Source organism: Psychroserpens sp. AS72 (assembly GCF_038900375.1).
Classification (GTDB): Bacteria; Bacteroidota; Bacteroidia; order Flavobacteriales; family Flavobacteriaceae; genus Psychroserpens.
Window position 1 is genome coordinate 671455 of sequence record NZ_JBBMRC010000001.1, and the last position, 17690, is coordinate 689144.

15 protein-coding genes are annotated in these 17690 nt (G+C 32.5%); 8 read left to right on the forward strand and 7 right to left on the reverse strand.

All coding sequences use genetic code 11. The annotated features are described in order from the left end of the window. Positions 1–21 precede the first annotated feature (21 nt). A complete protein-coding gene (gene rsmG / locus WNY78_RS02865; protein WP_342871668.1) occupies positions 22–651 on the forward strand; it encodes a 16S rRNA (guanine(527)-N(7))-methyltransferase RsmG in 630 nt (209 codons plus the stop codon). Positions 652–702: 51 nt separating this feature from the next. On the opposite strand, the gene WNY78_RS02870 is transcribed toward rsmG, so the two are convergent. Then, positions 703–2487: a DUF6029 family protein gene (locus tag WNY78_RS02870; protein WP_342871669.1), complete on the reverse strand. Its 1785-nt coding sequence runs from the start codon at positions 2485–2487 to the stop codon at positions 703–705. A 29-nt stretch (positions 2488–2516) separates the two neighbouring features. Continuing rightward, positions 2517–2996, reverse strand: a complete 480-nt coding sequence (locus tag WNY78_RS02875) for a TlpA disulfide reductase family protein (protein ID WP_342871670.1) — start codon at positions 2994–2996, stop codon at positions 2517–2519. 138 nt (positions 2997–3134) lie between these two features. Between WNY78_RS02875 and WNY78_RS02880 the strand changes: the two genes are divergently transcribed. Continuing rightward, positions 3135–4409 carry an Omp28-related outer membrane protein gene (locus WNY78_RS02880; protein ID WP_342871671.1) on the forward strand — a complete coding sequence of 425 codons (1275 nt, stop codon included), beginning with the start codon at positions 3135–3137 and terminating at the stop codon, positions 4407–4409. Between the two features lie 416 nt (positions 4410–4825). Here the strand turns inward: WNY78_RS02880 and WNY78_RS02885 are convergent, their stop codons facing one another. Further along, positions 4826–6601 carry a T9SS type A sorting domain-containing protein gene (locus WNY78_RS02885; RefSeq protein ID WP_342871672.1) on the reverse strand — a complete coding sequence of 592 codons (1776 nt, stop codon included), beginning with the start codon at positions 6599–6601 and terminating at the stop codon, positions 4826–4828. Positions 6602–6744: 143 nt separating this feature from the next. Continuing rightward, positions 6745–8370 carry an L-glutamate gamma-semialdehyde dehydrogenase gene (pruA, locus tag WNY78_RS02890; RefSeq protein WP_342871673.1) on the reverse strand — a complete coding sequence of 542 codons (1626 nt, stop codon included), beginning with the start codon at positions 8368–8370 and terminating at the stop codon, positions 6745–6747. Positions 8371–8529: 159 nt separating this feature from the next. Here pruA and WNY78_RS02895 point away from each other — a divergent pair, with 159 nt between their 5' ends. Further along, complete coding sequence (locus WNY78_RS02895; protein ID WP_342871674.1) at positions 8530–9549, forward strand: DUF6695 family protein; 1020 nt, start codon at positions 8530–8532, stop codon at positions 9547–9549. An 83-nt stretch (positions 9550–9632) separates the two neighbouring features. On the opposite strand, the gene apaG is transcribed toward WNY78_RS02895, so the two are convergent. Next, complete coding sequence (gene apaG / locus WNY78_RS02900) at positions 9633–10019, reverse strand: Co2+/Mg2+ efflux protein ApaG (RefSeq protein WP_040281349.1); 387 nt, start codon at positions 10017–10019, stop codon at positions 9633–9635. 112 nt (positions 10020–10131) lie between these two features. Then, entirely contained in the window at positions 10132–11493 is a 1362-nt protein-coding gene (locus WNY78_RS02905) for an aminotransferase class V-fold PLP-dependent enzyme (protein ID WP_342871675.1), read from the reverse strand. Positions 11494–11586: 93 nt separating this feature from the next. On the opposite strand from WNY78_RS02905, the gene WNY78_RS02910 reads away from it, so the two are divergent. Further along, complete coding sequence (locus WNY78_RS02910; protein WP_342871676.1) at positions 11587–12117, forward strand: cysteine dioxygenase family protein; 531 nt, start codon at positions 11587–11589, stop codon at positions 12115–12117. Here the strand turns inward: WNY78_RS02910 and WNY78_RS02915 are convergent. Next, positions 12114–13367, reverse strand: a complete 1254-nt coding sequence (locus WNY78_RS02915) for a type IX secretion system plug protein domain-containing protein (protein ID WP_342871677.1) — start codon at positions 13365–13367, stop codon at positions 12114–12116. The two genes, WNY78_RS02910 and WNY78_RS02915, sit on opposite strands and share 4 nt — an antisense overlap. A gap of 166 nt (positions 13368–13533) precedes the next feature. On the opposite strand from WNY78_RS02915, the gene WNY78_RS02920 reads away from it, so the two are divergent. The 4 genes from WNY78_RS02920 to WNY78_RS02935 all read left to right on the forward strand — a co-directional run bounded on the left by WNY78_RS02920 (position 13534) and on the right by WNY78_RS02935 (position 17655). Beyond that, on the forward strand, positions 13534–14883 hold the full coding sequence (locus tag WNY78_RS02920; RefSeq protein WP_342871678.1) for a Na(+)-translocating NADH-quinone reductase subunit A: 1350 nt from the start codon (positions 13534–13536) through the stop codon (positions 14881–14883). A 75-nt stretch (positions 14884–14958) separates the two neighbouring features. Continuing rightward, a complete protein-coding gene (locus WNY78_RS02925) occupies positions 14959–16191 on the forward strand; it encodes an NADH:ubiquinone reductase (Na(+)-transporting) subunit B (RefSeq protein ID WP_342871679.1) in 1233 nt (410 codons plus the stop codon). A gap of 2 nt (positions 16192–16193) precedes the next feature. Next, a complete protein-coding gene (locus WNY78_RS02930) occupies positions 16194–16994 on the forward strand; it encodes a Na(+)-translocating NADH-quinone reductase subunit C (RefSeq protein WP_342871680.1) in 801 nt (266 codons plus the stop codon). Position 16995: 1 nt separating this feature from the next. Then, positions 16996–17655 carry an NADH:ubiquinone reductase (Na(+)-transporting) subunit D gene (locus WNY78_RS02935; RefSeq protein ID WP_342871681.1) on the forward strand — a complete coding sequence of 220 codons (660 nt, stop codon included), beginning with the start codon at positions 16996–16998 and terminating at the stop codon, positions 17653–17655. The last annotated feature ends 35 nt before the right edge of the window (positions 17656–17690 follow it).

The window sequence follows — 17690 nt, forward strand, 5'->3', positions numbered from 1 at the left end:
CTTTTGTCAAAATCTTAAAAAATGAAGCTAATCCAACATTATTTTCCTGATTTAACCGAAGAACAAATCCTTCAGTTTAAAAAATTAGAAGACCTTTATAAAGACTGGAATTTAAAAATTAATGTGGTCTCTCGTAAAGATATTGACGAGTTGTATTTGCGTCATGTATTACATTCTTTGGGTATTGCTAAAGTGATTAGGTTTAAACCTGGTTCTAATATTTTAGATGTTGGAACAGGTGGTGGTTTTCCAGGAATACCATTAGCTATTTTACATCCAGAATGTCAATTTCATTTGGTGGATAGTATTGCTAAAAAATTAAAGGTTGTTAATGAAGTTGTTGAAGGTTTAGGTCTCACAAATGTTAAGACAACACATAGTAGAGTAGAGGAGATTGATGAGCAGTTTGATTTTATAGTAAGTAGAGCAGTGGCTGCAATGCCAACTTTTGTTCATTGGGTAAAAGGTAAAATTGCAAAAACTCAAAAACACGAGCTTAAAAACGGTATTTTATACCTCAAAGGTGGAGATCTTACTGAAGAATTACAACCATACCAAACAGCAACAATTTATAATCTTGAAGATTATTTTAAAGAAGAATTCTTTGAGACTAAAAAGGTGGTGCATTTACCAATAAAATATCGCGGATAAAAAAAGCTTCATGAATCTCATGAAGCTTTTTTGATTTTATGTTGTTATCAATTAGAATGCTGTTGTTAAGTTTAAAGATAAACCTACGTTTTCTGGTACAATTCTACATACACCTCCAACGCAAAATAATCCTCCACGTTGTCTACCGTAGTTAAGTGCTACTCTAGTTGCTCCTTTTGTGTAACTTCCTCCAAAATTATAGTAGTGTAGTTGCTCTTCGTCAATATCGTTACCATAATTATAAATATCTGCTGCGTAAAAAGATAGGTTTCGATTTACAACATATTCTAATGTACCTCCTGCCCAATTTTTTCTATCTTCTTTAGTTGATAAATGTTGTAATTCGAGTCGCACTGATCGTCCTTTGCTAAATTTCCTTGTAGCTTCTGCAACAATGATATTAGATTTTATTTGTTTATCATCAGGAATATAAGATCCTTCAATGGCTAAGTTTTTGTTTATTGACAGGTTTTGGTAAAAGAATACAGTGCTCCAGTCTTTTGACCACTTTTTCTTAACTTCAAAATTAATATCTCTGTAAAGCTTCTCACCAAATTTTAAAAACTCACTAGTGTAAGCCGAATTGTCTTGGTCAAAAGTAGCGTCTAAAAGTGACCAGTACGACATGTTCATTGTTAATTTTGTACCATATTTACCGCCAATTGTTGATCCCTTTTTAAAAGAATAATACATATCTACTTGTCCGCCAATTTCTCCAGCTTGTCCTCCATAATTTTGAATAGTAAGAGGTGCTTGTGCTTGATATAAATAAATATTAGACAATGAGTAATCTTGCTGTTTGGTTAAAGCAGGAGTGAAGTTAATACTACCCATTCCAAAAGGGTTATTTCCTGGTTTTACTAAATTTCTATCAGAGAAAAACGCCATATTTTCTAATCGTCTAAACGTACTAGAAATTCCAAAACCTTTAACTGTATATCCTGTGGTGAACAATAATGCACTACCATCAAAATATTTGCCTTCTATAATTTCAGGTTGACCTACAGATGCAGACGTATAAGAGATGTCTTTGCCTTTTAAAGAATATTCTGTGTTTACAAATAATTTACCAAAGTCAACATCAAATCTAAATGCAAAAGAATTAATTAATTCTGGAAAGTCGCTGTCGTCAAACGTGTTTTCTGGGTCAAACTCATCAATAGGAGGCGTGAAATCTTCACTCTTACCAACGTAACTTGCTCCAAAGTTAAATCTAGATAAGCTTTCAATATCTAATACTTCTTTTAAATCTACATTAGCATCTAAGCCAAATACATCGCCTTCAGAATGTTCAAAACCAATTCTGTTCTTTCCATATAAGGCTGTAAAATTTAAGTAGTTGGTTGGCATGTATTTTATACGTCCACCTCTTAAAGCATTATTTAGTCCTAATTGTCTTTCTTCAAAAGCCCTTAATAATAAACCACTACCAAATTGCTCATAAAAATGACCTGCTGTAATATCTAGTTTCTCATTTCTAAAATTGATGTAATAATTAGATAACTCTGTTCCTTTGTATTCTGGAAAGTAACTTAATAAGGGTAAAGGTTCATAGCTTTCTACTTGTAAGCCAATTGTGAAGTTCTTTAAAAAATTATAATCTAATCTTAAATAACTATTTGCTCTTAAATGTTTGTTTTCTAAGTCAAATTCTGGAATAGGATCACTAAAGTCTCCTAAAACATCATCATTAACATACCATTGAGCATTAGTCTCAAAACTACCTGTTAAGTTATTTAAAAATTGATCAAATTTAGTTTTTTTTTCGTTTTCTGTTTCTTGTGCAAAACTTAATATAGGAAGTATTAGCAAAAATAAAACCGTAGTTTTTTTCATGTTAAGGGTTGATTAGATTAGAGTTAGGTTTAGGAGTGTTTTTTGATTTCTTCAAAAAGTTCGTCTTCAGAGCCTGGAGTGTATCCTGAATGTCTGTAAACAATTTTGCCGTTCTTAATTATTAATGTGAGTGGAACTGTAGCTGCTCCTAATTCTCTTTTTAAATCGTTATTTGTATCTAATAATATGGTAAAATCCCATGCTTTTCCATTTACTAAAGGTTTTACTCGACTAACTGTTCTAGAGTCGTCTACAGAAATCGCGTATAATTTAACATCAGTTTCGTCTTGCCAATCAACATAGACTTCGCTTATTGCATCTAATTCGTTTTTACAAGGTACACACCAAGTTGCCCAAAGAGAAACTACGATTAGGTCGTTGTCTTTGCTTATTTTTTCTAGTGTTGTGGTGTTACCGTCTAAGGTTTTGATTTCTGCGGTAGGTAAATTTTCTTGAGCTGAAAGATTAAAACTCAAAGTAAATAGTAGTAAATAGAGAAGTTGTTTCATTAGGTGGATTTTTAATTATTTGTTAAAATTAGTGTTTTATTCTTAAAAATTTTAAGAATAAAATCATAAATTGCTGGCTATTAAAAAAAAGGTGAGACAGTCTGACTTTAAATTAACTAAATCAAAAAACATTCCGAAATGAAAATTAAAAGTATTTTAAAACAATTAGCAGTAGTAACCTTTGTGGTTTTTGCTTTTGCTTGTGGAGGCTCAGATGATGGAGGTGCTGCATCTTCAATAACAGTAACTGGAAATCCTTCTACTGTTTTTGCGGGAGAATCTGTTACTTTTACAGTGACAAACAATTTAGGAGCTAATGTAACAACAAGTTCTGAGTTAAAAGTTGGAGGAACTGTAATTTCTAATCCTTATGCATTTAGTACTGCAGGTAGCTTTGAGGTTACTGCAACAAGTGGTGGTTTAACAAGTACAACTACAATTACTGTACAACCAATACCAGTACCAACTTCTATAACATTGTCATCTACTACCGATTCTTTTTGGTATGATGATGGTCAAGCATCATTATTGGTAGTTACAAATTTAGGTAACGAAGTCACTGTTAATTCAACATTAACTGCAGATACAGGAGTAGTAACAAACCCAGTTACTTTTGCAAATCCTGGAACTTATAATGTTGTAGCAACTTATGAATTAGAAGACGGAAGCACATTAACATCTAATACGATTGAATTAAAAGCTGTTGAGTCAACACATACTACTAAAGTAATGGTTGAAGATTATACTGGTACTTGGTGTCAATATTGCCCTAGATTGGCATACGCTTTAGAACAAGCAGTTGCATCAAATAGTAACATTATACCTGTAGCATTACATGATGATAATGATATGCCATTTCCAAATATTACTTCTTTATTAAATACTTTTAATATTACTGGTTTTCCTTCAGGAAGAGTTAATAGAACCATTAATTGGAATGAATCTACAGCTCAACCAGCAGCTTTATTAAATAATAGACAAAATATGGGACTAGCAATAAGCTCATCTATTTCTGGTAATACAATAACTGCTGAAGTAAAAGTACATTATGATTTAAAAATCACTTCAGAAAACAGAATTGTAGTGTATCTATTAGAAGATGGATTAGTATATCCTCAAATTAATTTTTACAATGGAGATCCTTCTAGTCCTTATTACCAACAAGGAAATCCTATACAGGATTTTGTACATGATAATACTGCTAGAACAACATTTACAGATGTATATGGTGATCCTATACCTTTTGCTGATGCAGCTACAGGAAGTACTTTTGTTGCTAATTATTCTGTAACCGTTCCGGCAAGTGTTCAAAATACTGCTAATTTAGAGCTTGTTGCTTTTGTAGTGGGAACTGATAATAAAGTATTAAATGTTCAAAAAGCAGATTTAGGAGAAGTTAAAGATTTTGACTAATATCTAATTCTAATTAATCTTAACAGATTATTAAAGGATTAAAATAAATATTTAAAAACCTGAACTATATTGATATAGTTCAGGTTTTTTTTATGTTCTTATTTTGAATTTTGCTGAAAGTTCTTCGTTCTAACCAATTCTTATTTTTAGAAAAGATTGTGTTTATCAATTGTCGTGATTAGATTAAAGTTAACCTAACGTAGCTTATCTTCTTTTTGTTGATTACACTTAGGTTAAATGGTTGCTAGTTAATAAATGATAGTAATTCTTTAAGGCACGTTTAACCTAGATTAATTGTATTAGTTTTAGTATCCTTGAGTTTTAGAGTAGGCCTATTTCAGAATAGAACATTTCAGAAAAAAAAAGAGACTAGAATAATTCCAGTCTCTTTTTTATGATTTATAATTAAATGTGATTTACCTCACAATAACCTTAGTTCTATATTTAAGGTTATTTTGTGTTTCAATATTAAGTATGTACATCCCAGAATCTAAATGTAATGGTACAGTTAATCGTCTATCTAAAGTTTGAATAGATTGATATACCATTTTACCTGTGATGTCAACTAATGAAATTGTAGCATTGTCAACAACCTTATTACTTAGTATAGTTAACTCGTTATCAATTGGGTTTTTCTCAATTTTAAGAGTAGCAAAATTTTCAAAGTCAACATTAGATAATGTTTCTGGCATAATTTCACTTAAAGCGAAAGCCACATTTTGCTCTGTTAACTCTACATGATTTTCATTATCATCTGGCATATACCAATTTACAAATGGTGTATTATTGGTTGTGTCTCCAGAGCTTCCAGGAGTTCCTAAATTGATATCATGATACCAATCAACTTCGCTATTAGTAATCTCTAATGCCATACCACTTACAGAAGGAATAAAGCTAAATTTATCAAGTTGTATTGCGGTTAAAAAGTCTCCAATTAATCCTTCTGTTCCTAGATCTTCAGTAAATCCACCAAGGTCAAAAAGCCCACCAGAAGCGGCATCAACACCATCAGAAAAAGAAGGTGCTTGAGCATTTACTTCTACATCAACAAGGTCTATAGTTCCGAAGAAATTAACTTGTACTAATATTTTACTTATTAGTTGACTATTGTCTACGGTTGCAGGTGTCAAATTGATACCTATTTGAGCTGTCGTTGGCAATGGTGAGTCGGGAACATCAAACGTGTCGGCAATAACAACAAATCCTGGAGTTACAGGTGTGCTAGCAGTAGATTGATAAGGTGTACCAATACCACTACCATTAATCATAGATACATTACGCGTGTTTTGAGGATATCCTCCTATGTTTCCTAGGAAAGTTGCTCTGTAAGGATGTGATTCAGGTAACAGTTTTGTAGGATCAAATTCTACATCACTACCAGAAGCTAAATGTGATTCAAAATGATCTATTAGCAATTGTCTTGCAGCTGGAGATTTTAAAAGTCCGTTAACGATTGGTTGTAATTCAACAATATTTAAGTCGTCACCTAACCCAAATGCTAGAAAATTAAATTGATGTTGAAATCCTAGAGGAACATTAGCTCCAAGATGTGGAGAATCAAAAGAAATCCAAAGTCTTGTTTCGTGGTCTTGAGAATTCGCTTCCATATAGTTTAATGCAAATCTAGAAATTAATCCACCCATACTTGGGCCAATTATAACCAAGTCTTCATCACCAACTTTGTCTGTGTTTAGTGTGTTAATTAAATCGACTAATAGCATTGCATTACGTTCCATAAAGTCTGCACCACCATCAACCAAAGTACTTCCTGGATAATCTGCTTCGTCAATAACTAAGTCTAAGTTAACATCTGTAGCATCATCAATATTTAACAATGAGTTATCTGCTAACTTAAAATACTGAGGAAAGTTTAAAATGACAAGGTCAAAGCCTTCTGCTCTTACAAGGTCTGCAAGATTTTGTGCACCACTAGTGCCATTAAAATCTAATAAACTGTAGATACCAGGTATGGTTCTCGTATCTCCTGGATCAAAACCATCTAACAGAATTATTGGTTTGTCAAGAACACCATTATCTGTGTCTAAAAATATTTCATACTCACCTAAACCTGCAAATTGAGGAATTCCAGCATAGCCAGATAAATCAGCTGTAAGTGTGGATTCAAACTCAACAGTTTGAGCTTGAATTAGAAAAGGGAATACTAATAAAAGTAAAATGTAATGTTTTTTCATAGTGGATTAATTTAAATAATATTGGTTAACAATATACAAAGTTTGATTTAGTTAATTATATGTTATTTAATGTTTTAGGTTGAAAGGCAAAAAAAATCCTCAAACTGTTAAGTTTGAGGATTTTTAAATAAATTAGTTATCAATTAACCTAAAAACGGATAACGATAATCTGTAGGAGTTACAAATGTTTCTTTTATCATTCTAGGAGATACCCAACGTAATAAGTTAAGAGCACTTCCTGCTTTGTCATTTGTTCCAGAAGCTCTTGCGCCTCCAAATGGTTGTTGACCAACAACTGCTCCTGTTGGTTTATCATTAATATAGAAGTTTCCAGCACAGTTTTGTAATGCTTTTGTAGCTTCCTGTATAGCGTATCTATCTGTTGATAAAATGGCTCCTGTTAATGCGTATTCACTTGTTTTATCTACGAGTTTTAATGTTTCAGAATAGTTGTCTTCATCATAAACGTAAATCGTCATTACAGGTCCAAATAATTCTGTACACATTGTTGTGTACTTAGGATTACTTGTTACAATAACTGTAGGCTCAATAAAGTATCCTTTGCTTTTGTCGTAATTTCCACCAACGATAATTTCGGCATCGTTATCTTTTTTAGCTTGGTCAATAAACTTTGCCAATTTATCAAAAGATTCTTCATGAATTACTGCAGTGATAAAGTTACTTAAATCTTCTGGAGAACCCATTTTAAAAGACTTCACATCTTCTATAACACGTTTCTTTACAGTGTCCCACATATTTGAAGGAACGTATGCTCTTGAGGCTGCACTACATTTTTGACCTTGAAATTCAAAAGCACCTCTAGAAATAGCAGTTGCTACTTGAATTGGGTTTGCGCTTTTATGAGCTACAATAAAATCTTTACCACCAGTTTCTCCAACTATTCTTGGATATGTTTTGTAGTTGTGAATGTTATTTCCAATTTTTTTCCAAAGTTCTTTAAAGATGTAAGTCGAACCTGTGAAATGTAATCCAGAAAAATCTGGACTATCCATTATTGTATCTGTAATCATTACTGGGTCACCAAATACAACATTAATAACTCCATCAGGAACTCCAGCCTCTTTAAAAACATCCATAATGATTTTTGCTGAAAATATCTGACTATCACTAGGTTTCCAAACAACAACATTACCCATCATTGCCATACAAGCAGGAAGGTTTCCGGCAATAGCAGTAAAATTAAATGGTGTAACAGCATATACGAATCCTTCTAACGGACGATATTCTAATCTATTCCATGCATCACTTGTACTATCTGGTTGCTCATGATAAATGTCTGTCATGAATTGTACGTTGAATCTTAAAAAATCTATCAACTCACAAGACGCATCAATTTCTGCTTGATGAACCGTTTTAGATTGCGCAATCATAGTTGCTGCATTTATTTTTGCTCTGTAAGGACCAGCGATTAGCTCGGCAGCTTTCAAGAAAATACCTGCACGTTGTTCCCAAGGTAATTGAGACCATTCTTTTCGTGCTTCTAAAGCTGTAGCAATAGCATCGTCGATATTAGACTTTTCGGCTAAATGGTAAGTTCCAACAACATGTTGATGATCGTGAGGTGCAGACATGGTTTTTGTGTTTCCTGTCTTTACATCTTTTCCATTGATATACATTGGTACATCAATAGTCTCATTAAACATTTTTTTATAAGCTTTTAAAACTGCATCACGCTCAGGAGATCCTGGAGCATACGATTTAACAGGTTCATTTATAGCTACTGGTACATTGAAAAATCCTTTTCCCATCTTAATATATATTTATAATTTGGTTATTATTTTGAAGCTGCAAAGTTACGATTTTTTGGCGACTAATGAATTGCCAAGTATTAAAACAAGGTTAAAAAAATGAGTAATTTTTTGTAAGTTGCCCTTTGTAAAATAGACAAAGTCAACTTTAAATCTCGTATGAATAGCGGTATTATAATTAGCTTAGCTTATCCTGACACGATTGTCAAAATTCCTGATGAACGGTTTTTGTCTTATTTGAGGTATATTGGTATTGGTAAAAAAGGGTATGTGCGTGCTGGTCATGCAGCTTTAGTTCTTATTGATAAAGATACTGGTGTTTTAGAATATTATGATTTTGGACGTTATGTGTCGCCAATGTCTAGCGGAAGAGTTAGAAGTAAGCAAACAGATTTTGAATTAGACTTTCCTTTACGTGCTCAAATTGAAAATAACAACATTAAAAACCTTGATGACATTCTAAAGTTTTTAGCAACCAATTCTAGGTTGACGCATGGTGAAGGTAAATTGGTTGCGTCAGTATGTAAGACAGTAAACTACCAAAAAGCTAAAGCTTATATTAATACATTACAAGAACAATATTTCGTTAAGTATGCAGTGTTTCAGAAAGAGACTAGCAATTGTTCACGTTTTGTGACTGAGACCTTAATTGCTTCGGTGACTGATGATAGGATACGTAAAAAATTAATTAAATCGAAATGGTTTACACCAAGTACTGTAGGCAATGTGTTGCTTTCTGATACTGAAAAACGAGCGTATTGTATTAGTGAGAAAGGTGATATATCAAAATTTAAAGGCTCTCCAAAATCTGAGAATTTACGTTGTTTTTTAGATCGTTTAAAATCGTATGAACCAAATTTAATTGGGAACCTGCATCCTAAGTCATTAGACATGCTAAGTTCTAATGCGCAATGGTTGCCAGGAATTGGTTCTGGAGCGTGGTTTGAGTTGCACAACATTAATCATGCTACTCAATATCGTTACAGGCGAATTTCTCCCTACGGAACTATTGATGTAGATGGTATCTATGAAATTTCAAGATCAGGATTTGATACCCAACAAGATTATACGTTTTGCCATGATTCTAACTGTCTGTTTTTTAAAATTGAACAGCATAATGTTGTCTATAAATTTAACTACTTAAAAGTGTTTGAAGGTTCTAATCTGAGAACACCCTAATAATTGTTATTCAGTTTGAATATAATGGACTAAATCTTTTTAGAAACTACAAAGAAATACAATCAAATTTTGAACTGAGCTTACTAGTTTAGAGCAAAAGGAGCACTCAATTTAAAAGAAGGAATAATCACCTTAAATTTATTGGTGTTTGTGAAGTTTATCATATTATAATGACCTTGCATAGCACCAAAAGGAGATGTTAAAAGACAACCAGAATTATAGGTGTGAGATTCGCCAGGTTTTAAAACTGGTTTCTTACCAATGACACCTTCACCATCAACAATTTCTTCATTATTTAAAGCGTCAAGGATTTTCCAATGTCTAGAATTTAATTGAACAGAATCTTTACTTTGGTTTTCTATCGTTACTTTATAACCAAAGGCGAAATGCACTTTATAATTTTTATAAAATGTGCCTTCGAAAGATGTTTCGACAGATATTTTAATTCCACTTGTAACTTGTTGTACCATTCAATTTGAGCAATAGCCTACAAAAATAGGGTAATTTTTCTACTAAAATGGCTACTTTTTCAGAATAATGCAAATTTTTAACACTTTTAGAGTCTACTATCGATAAATTGTTTTAAAAATCGGATGAGCTCGCAAATTTTTCGATTCTAGTAAAGAAGTTGATGATATCTTTTTCTTGTAAAAGGCTATTAATGGTAACCATTCGTACAAATTCTTGATTTTTAAAATTTCCGAAACCAACCATTAGTTCCGCATTTTCATATAAACCTGTACATAATTTATTAGCAGGTATGTTTTTGTAATTAAAACACACAGAAATAGAATTATCAAAACTATATAAGGTGTAATCTGGATGTTGATTGATATAATTTCTTGCAACATTGGCCATATTAAATTGATGGTTTACGATGGTTTTTAGTCCTTTATTTCCAACAGATTTCCATAAGGTCCACAGTTTCAACGCGTCATTTCTACGACCGCATTGTAAAGAGGTTTTTCCTAAGTTAAAATCATCATCGTTTGTTTGATATAGGTATTCTGCCTCATTGGAGAACGATTGGTATAAATGTTTTTTATCTCTCGTTACAATAATAGAACAACCAAGAGGTGTGCCTAACATTTTGTGAGCATTGACGCTAAAAGAATTGGTGTGTTCTATCCCTTTTACTAAATGTTTGTAGTCATCACTAAAAATTACTGCACCACAATATGCACCATCCAAATGCAGCCACACATCATGTTTTTTACATATTTTGCTAATTTGTATGACATTGTCAAAAGCACCTAAAACTGTTGTGCCTGCAGTTGCGTTTACAAAAAATGGTTGGTAACCTTGTTCAATATCTTTAGAGATTTGCTGGTCTAAATCTGTTGCCAGCATTTCGCCTTTGTCATTTGTTTTTATAGCTCTTACTTGATTTCTACCAACACCAATAAACGATGCGTTTTTAGCGATGGAGTAGTGTGAAGCTTGAGACGTGTAAAGAGTCATTTTATTTGTGACACCTTCATTTCTAGCTTTAGGATTGTAGTTGTCTCTAGCCATCAAAACAGCCATGTAATTACTCATTGAGCCTCCTGGAGCAAAGGTGCCATCTGCAGTTTCTGGATAGTCAATCATCTCACAAATGGTTTTGAGAATGATTTTTTCAATACCAACCTGTGGACCTGCAACTTTATAAGTGTACATACTATTATTGAGCATCACTGCCAATAAATCACCAAGCGTAGCTCTGTCAATTCGACCACCAAATAATTGGTTAAAAAAGGAAGTGGAAGCCGTTTTTGGCGTGCTTTTTATGATGTCTTTTAATGTCTTTGTAAAATCTTCGTCAATAATTGGATCGTCATTTAAACTAAGATCTAATGTTTCATATAAAGATGTCGTGTCAATTGGCGTAGCAACAGGATTGTTTTTTTCTTCGGAAATGAGATATTCCACAAGTTCTGAGAACAATTTAAGATCTTTAAGCATGTGTTAACGTAATTCTTTAATTTTGGCTTTTGTAAATTTATCCTTATTTTCTCGACAAATTATTATAATCCCTTTAAAAATCAATTATATCTATTGAAATCTTCTGAGACCATTCAAAATTTAATACAATTATTGTCGCAATCTTCTATTGAAGATTACAACGCTATTCTAAATGCTTTTGATTTTGAAACCATAGATTTTTCACCTTTTGAGAGTTGGTCTAGCAAAAGCTACACAAGAAATTGTTTATTTAGAGATGAAAATTTTGAACTTATCTTATTGTGTTGGGATCAAGGACAAGAAACAGCTGTTCATGGTCATGATGGTGAGGACTGTTGGGTGTATTTATTAGAAGGGGAAATGGAAGAAATTTATTTTACTTTAGATGCTAACCAGTATTTGCGTGAAGTTGGTGCTCGTAACATAAAGCCAAATCAACTCACATTCATGAATGATAAAATTGGATTTCATAAATTAAAAAATAGTAGTCAAGGTGCATCTATGAGTTTACACTTGTATGCAAAACCAATTGAGAATTGTGTGTCTTTTGATGAAACCTCTCAATCTTTTATTGAAAGAGAATTGACTTATGATACGTTTAAGGAGTTAATCGTTAAAGATTAATTAGAAATATTTACCGATGATGCTTCTCCAAATCCTATAAGTTCATCATAACGAGCTCCTAAATCTCTATAATACACAAGCACTTTGTAGTTGTTTTCGGTTTGCCAAAAATTACCACTAATTCTACCTTCATCTAAATGTCCTTTAGCATCAACAACAACATATTTGTAGTTGTAAAAACCTTGTTTGAGCTTTATTGTGGTTTGGTAAAGCCTTTCAGAGGTATCAAAAGTGAGTTTGTTTTGGTCGTTGAGTGCGTAGTTGTTAAAATTTCCGTAGACATAAATAGAGCTGCCATCTGTTAATTGTGGTTGACGTAATGCAAAATGAACATTAGTATAATCTGCTTCTATATTAACGTTTTCGGTGTCTAATGCAGTGATTAAAAAGTTACCATTAATATCTGGATTGTAGGTATATGGTCTCTTGTCTCGTGGACTATTAATATATAGATAACTTTCGTAGATGTCTTTTAAATCAATAAACTGAACACCAACATTTGCACCACGTACATCTTTAGTTTCAAAAAACCGGTATTCATTACTGGCCCAAAATGCGGTCTCGTTCGTGTATTTATAAATGAGCTCTTTACCAATGGTGTATTGAGGTTTCACATTTGTAATGGCAGTGTTGAGGTTATTGTTTTGAATAATTAATGTCTTAACGTTTTGTTTTGGGTTGTTTAAATTTAAACTTCCAGAATTAATAACAATATCAACACTTTGCTTGCTTTCAATATGTTTTACATCTCTAAGACGTTTTACAGCTACACCAACGGTTACTTGCTCTTTGTAAATCATAAATTTTCTAGTAAAAACAATCTCTTCATCTTCATTATATATAGAGATAATATAGTTTCCAGATTTTGTTAAACCACGAGTTTGCTCATTTGGGATTTGTAAATTATAATGAGAATAGAGTTGATACGCATTAAATGAGTTTTCATAATTGACAATTCTATAATTATCAAAGCCTTTCATGTATTCCATTTTAACCAGATTAGATTGTGTCCAATCATAATTATAATGTTCAATCGTATAATAAAAATCTGGTTCATCTGTTGAGAGCACATCAAATTCTAAATTAAAAGCTTCACCTAAACGAATGATAGGTAATTGACCTTGAGAAGAGGTGCGACTTTTAAAAGTGACAGTTTTTATATAATCTGGTGGATTGATTTCTGCAGTTTGAGAAAAACCTTGAACAGAAATTAAAGTCGCTAGTAGAAAAAAATAGATATTCTTAATCATTAATCATAGTTTGATACGTAAAGATAAACAAAATCTATGCCTTAATATTGTTTCACTTATTTAGAATCCTTAAAAATAATAAACTTAAAAAACCTCATTATCATATTACTCAATTTATTCGTATTTTTGCACCGATTTTTAGACAACTAATTTCAATATAAAGCGTATGTCAAAAGACATTAAGATTAAAAAAGGTCTGGATATAAAACTTGTAGGCGAAGCTGATAAAACAGTAGAACAAGCTATTATAAGTAATTTCTGCACTATCAGACCTGAAGATTTTCATAGCGTTATTCCAAAACTTATTGCCAAAGAAGGTACTCGTGTAAAAGCAGGAGATATACTTTTTCATAATAAGGATGTAGAAGCTATGAAATTTGTTTCACCTGTTTCTGGAGAAATAATTGAAGTTCAAAGAGGACCAAGACGTCGTATTGATGCTATTAAAATTCAAGCAGATAAACCTCAGTCTCATAAAGACTTTGGGAAATTTGACATGAATTCTGATGCAGCAACAACTAAAGCACATTTGTTAGCTTCAGGATGTTGGGCTTTTATAAAGCAAAGACCTTATGATGTGATTGCAAACCCAGAGAAATCTCCAAAAGCGATTTTTATTTCTGGTATTTCTACTGCGCCATTGGCTGCAGATTTAGATTTTGTACTTACAGGAAAAGAGGAAGCGTTACAAGCAGCAGTATCTGCTTTATCAAAATTAACAGAAGGCCAAGTTCATATTGGTGTTGGGTCTAACAACTCTCCATTAGCAAATATGAATGACGCTACAATTCATAACGTATCTGGACCACATCCAGCAGGTAATGTTGGTACACATATCAACAAATTAGATCCTGTTAATAAAGGAGAAACAGTTTGGACGGTTAATGCACAAGATCTAGTGATTATTGGAGAATTGTTGCTTACTGGTAAATTTAATGCAGAGCGTATTGTTGCGCTTGCAGGATCTTCAGTGAAAAAACCAAGATATTTCAAAACGATTATTGGTAGTGAAGTTGCTACTATGGTTTATGATAATGGTGTTGATAAAGATGGGAATGATCGTATTATCTCCGGAAATGTGCTGTCAGGAAAACAGTTAAAACCAGATGGAAGTTTAGGTTTTTATGACAACCTTATCTCAATAATTCCTGAAGGTGATGATTACGAATTTTTTGGTTGGAACAAACCAGTTTTTAATAAAATTTCGACATCTAGAGCATTAACATTTTCATGGTTGAACCCAAACAAAAAATATGCATTAAACACCAATACTAATGGTGAGCATCGTGCTTTTGTAGTTACAGGATCTTATGAAAAAGTATTTCCATTAGATATTTATCCAATGCAAATTCTTAAAGCTTGTAAATATGAAGATTTAGATGAAATGGAAGCTTTAGGAATGTACGAAGTTGCACCAGAAGATTTCGCATTAACAGAATTTATTTGTGTGTCTAAACAACCACATCAAGATATTATTAGAAAAGGATTAGACTTAATGCTTAAAGAAATTGGATAATTATTAAATTTTCTACGGAAATAGACGAGACTTCAAAATTGTCCTATTTCCGAAGTAAAATGAAACAAATAAAAGATGGGTTTAAAAAATAACTTACATAATTTTAGAGAAAAGAATAAGGACAAAAAGTGGTTGCCTGCATTTTCAGCAATACACACGTTTTTATACTTACCTAATGAGACCACTCACAATGGAACTCACATTAAAGCAGCCGATGATTTAAAACGTACAATGAATATTGTGATCATGGCAATGATACCATGTTTGCTTTTTGGTATGTTTAACGCTGGTTATCAACATCACTTAGCTTTTGGAGAAATTCAACAAGCAACAGGAGGTTTCTTTAGTTTAGATTCAACCTTTTGGACTATGGATAACTTTATGGTTGGTTTCTGGAAAGTGCTTCCACTAGTAATCGTATCCTATGGAGTAGGTTTAGCAATTGAGATTCTCTTTGCTATGAAAAATAAACACGAAGTAGAAGAAGGATATTTAGTAACAGGAATGTTAGTGCCTTTAATCGTGCCAATTGACACGCCATTATGGATGCTTGCAGTAGCTGTAGCATTTGGTGTAGTAATTGGTAAAGAGGTTTTTGGTGGTACAGGAATGAATATTTTAAATCCAGCATTAACTATTAGAGCCTTTTTATTCTTCGCTTATCCAACATGGATGTCTGGAGATAAAGTTTGGGTTCATGGTGCAGTAGCTAGAGATAAAGCAATTGCAGCTGGAGAAAATTTAGATGCTATTTCTGGAGAAACTATTTTAGGTAGTTTAGCACAAAATAAAGAAGTAGGATATGACATCATGGATATGTTTTATGGTCTAATTCCTGGTTCAGTTGGAGAAACTTCAGTACTGTTAATATTACTTGCAGGTGTATTCTTAATCTTTACTAAGATAGGAAGTTGGAGAATCATGTTATCTTCTGTATTAGGAGCTTTAGCAATGGGATTAATATTTAATGCTGTTGTGAGTTCTGGATGGATTACAGAATCTAGTAAGTTTTACGGATTAATGAGTACAGAATTTTGGCATCACTTACTTATTGGTGGTTTTGCTTTTGGTACTGTGTTTATGGCTACAGATCCTGTGACAGCTTCACAAACCAATAAAGGAAAATGGATTTATGGATTTTTAGTTGGATTTATTTCAATTATGATTCGTGTATTTAATCCAGCATATCCAGAAGGTGTGATGTTAGCCATTCTATTAATGAATGTGTTTGCACCAACAATAGATCACTATGTGGTACAAGGAAATGTAAAGAAAAGATTAAAACGTCTAAAAGTTAAAACTGCTTAACGATGGAAAAGAGAACAGATAAAAATTCATACACCATAATATTTGCCATAGTAATGGTATTAGTTGTTGGTTCATTGTTGGCATACTTAGCGTCATCTTTAAAACCTACAATCGCTGAAAACCAACGTTTGGAGAAACAACAAAATATTCTCTATGCAATGGGTGTAAATAATAATGATGAGAGTAGTGCGGTTTTTGTATCTACGGAAGAAGCTCCTAAATTGTTTTTAGATAATGTTTCTGAGCAAATGGTACTCGAAGTTGAAAATGGTAAGATAACAAGTCAATTGACCAGACAAGAGTATATGGATGCTAATAACGGACAAGAGCCTTATTTGATTGATGTAAAAAAGCAAAAATCAAATGCTAAAAGTGGTCAAGCTAGAAAATTACCTTTATTTATTGGTAAAAATAAAGAAGGCAAAACAGTGTATGTCGCTCCAATTTACGGAAAAGGACTTTGGGATGCGATTTGGGGATATGTTGCTATTGATGAAAACATGGTTGTACAAGGCGCATATTTTGACCATAAAGGAGAAACACCTGGTTTAGGAGCTAATATCAAGCAACGTTACTTTATGGATGATTTCTACGGTGAGCATTTGTTAACTGAGTCTGGTGCTTTTAAAGGTATCACAGTTGCTAAAGGAAATGCAGATCCTGTAAATAATGATAAAACTGATAATGAAGTAGATGCTATTGCAGGTGCTACTATTACTGGTGATGGAGTTTCAGCAATGATTAAAAGTGACTTGAAACTTTATAAGCCTTATTTTGATAACTTAAAAAAACAAGCTAACTAATATGGGACTACTTTCAAAAAAAGACGCAGCTCTAATAAAAGATCCATTAGCAGATAATAACCCAATTACTATTCAAGTATTAGGTATCTGTTCTGCTTTAGCAATTACTGCAGAGCTCGAAGCTTCTATAGTAATGTCAATATCTGTATTATTTGTATTAGGTGTTGGTAACGTAGTAATCTCTTTAATGAGAAATATAATTCCTTCAAAAATTAGAATTATCGTGCAATTAATTGTTGTTGCAACTTTAGTAATTATTGTGGATTTAGTACTAAAAGCTTTTGCTTATGAATTAAGTAAAACACTATCTGTATTTGTTGGGTTAATTATTACCAACTGTATCATTATGGGACGTTTTGAAGCTTTTGCTTTAGGTAATGGACCATGGAGATCATTTTTAGATGGTATTGGTAACGCTTTAGGATATGCAGTTATACTTATTATAGTAGGATTCTTTAGAGAACTATTAGGATCTGGAACATTATTAGGTATTCAGGTATTAGGAGATCCAATTGGTAGTCCAGAAACTGGACCTACAGGTTTATATGCTTTTGGTTATGAAAATAACGGGTTTATGTTATTATCACCAATGGCATTAATAGTAGTAGGAATCATTATTTGGGTTCAACGTAGTAGAAATAAAGACTTAATAGAAGACTAAAAATTAGTGTGCAGTAAATCAGTACTTATTTGATA

Excerpts from the sequence above, each read along its gene's own strand:
- WNY78_RS02875 (WP_342871670.1), bottom strand. The coding sequence starts at position 2,996 with ATGAAACAACTTCTCTATTTACTACTATTTACTTTGAGTTTTAATCTT.
- WNY78_RS02870 (WP_342871669.1), bottom strand. The coding sequence starts at position 2,487 with ATGAAAAAAACTACGGTTTTATTTTTGCTAATACTTCCTATATTAAGT.
- WNY78_RS02915 (WP_342871677.1), bottom strand. The coding sequence starts at position 13,367 with ATGATTAAGAATATCTATTTTTTTCTACTAGCGACTTTAATTTCTGTT.
- WNY78_RS02885 (WP_342871672.1), bottom strand. The coding sequence starts at position 6,601 with ATGAAAAAACATTACATTTTACTTTTATTAGTATTCCCTTTTCTAATT.
- WNY78_RS02930 (WP_342871680.1), top strand. The coding sequence starts at position 16,194 with ATGGAAAAGAGAACAGATAAAAATTCATACACCATAATATTTGCCATA.
- WNY78_RS02905 (WP_342871675.1), bottom strand. The coding sequence starts at position 11,493 with ATGCTTAAAGATCTTAAATTGTTCTCAGAACTTGTGGAATATCTCATT.
- WNY78_RS02895 (WP_342871674.1), top strand. The coding sequence starts at position 8,530 with ATGAATAGCGGTATTATAATTAGCTTAGCTTATCCTGACACGATTGTC.
- pruA (WP_342871673.1), bottom strand. The coding sequence starts at position 8,370 with ATGGGAAAAGGATTTTTCAATGTACCAGTAGCTATAAATGAACCTGTT.
- rsmG (WP_342871668.1), top strand. The coding sequence starts at position 22 with ATGAAGCTAATCCAACATTATTTTCCTGATTTAACCGAAGAACAAATC.
- WNY78_RS02880 (WP_342871671.1), top strand. The coding sequence starts at position 3,135 with ATGAAAATTAAAAGTATTTTAAAACAATTAGCAGTAGTAACCTTTGTG.
- WNY78_RS02925 (WP_342871679.1), top strand. The coding sequence starts at position 14,959 with ATGGGTTTAAAAAATAACTTACATAATTTTAGAGAAAAGAATAAGGAC.
- WNY78_RS02920 (WP_342871678.1), top strand. The coding sequence starts at position 13,534 with ATGTCAAAAGACATTAAGATTAAAAAAGGTCTGGATATAAAACTTGTA.
- apaG (WP_040281349.1), bottom strand. The coding sequence starts at position 10,019 with ATGGTACAACAAGTTACAAGTGGAATTAAAATATCTGTCGAAACATCT.
- WNY78_RS02935 (WP_342871681.1), top strand. The coding sequence starts at position 16,996 with ATGGGACTACTTTCAAAAAAAGACGCAGCTCTAATAAAAGATCCATTA.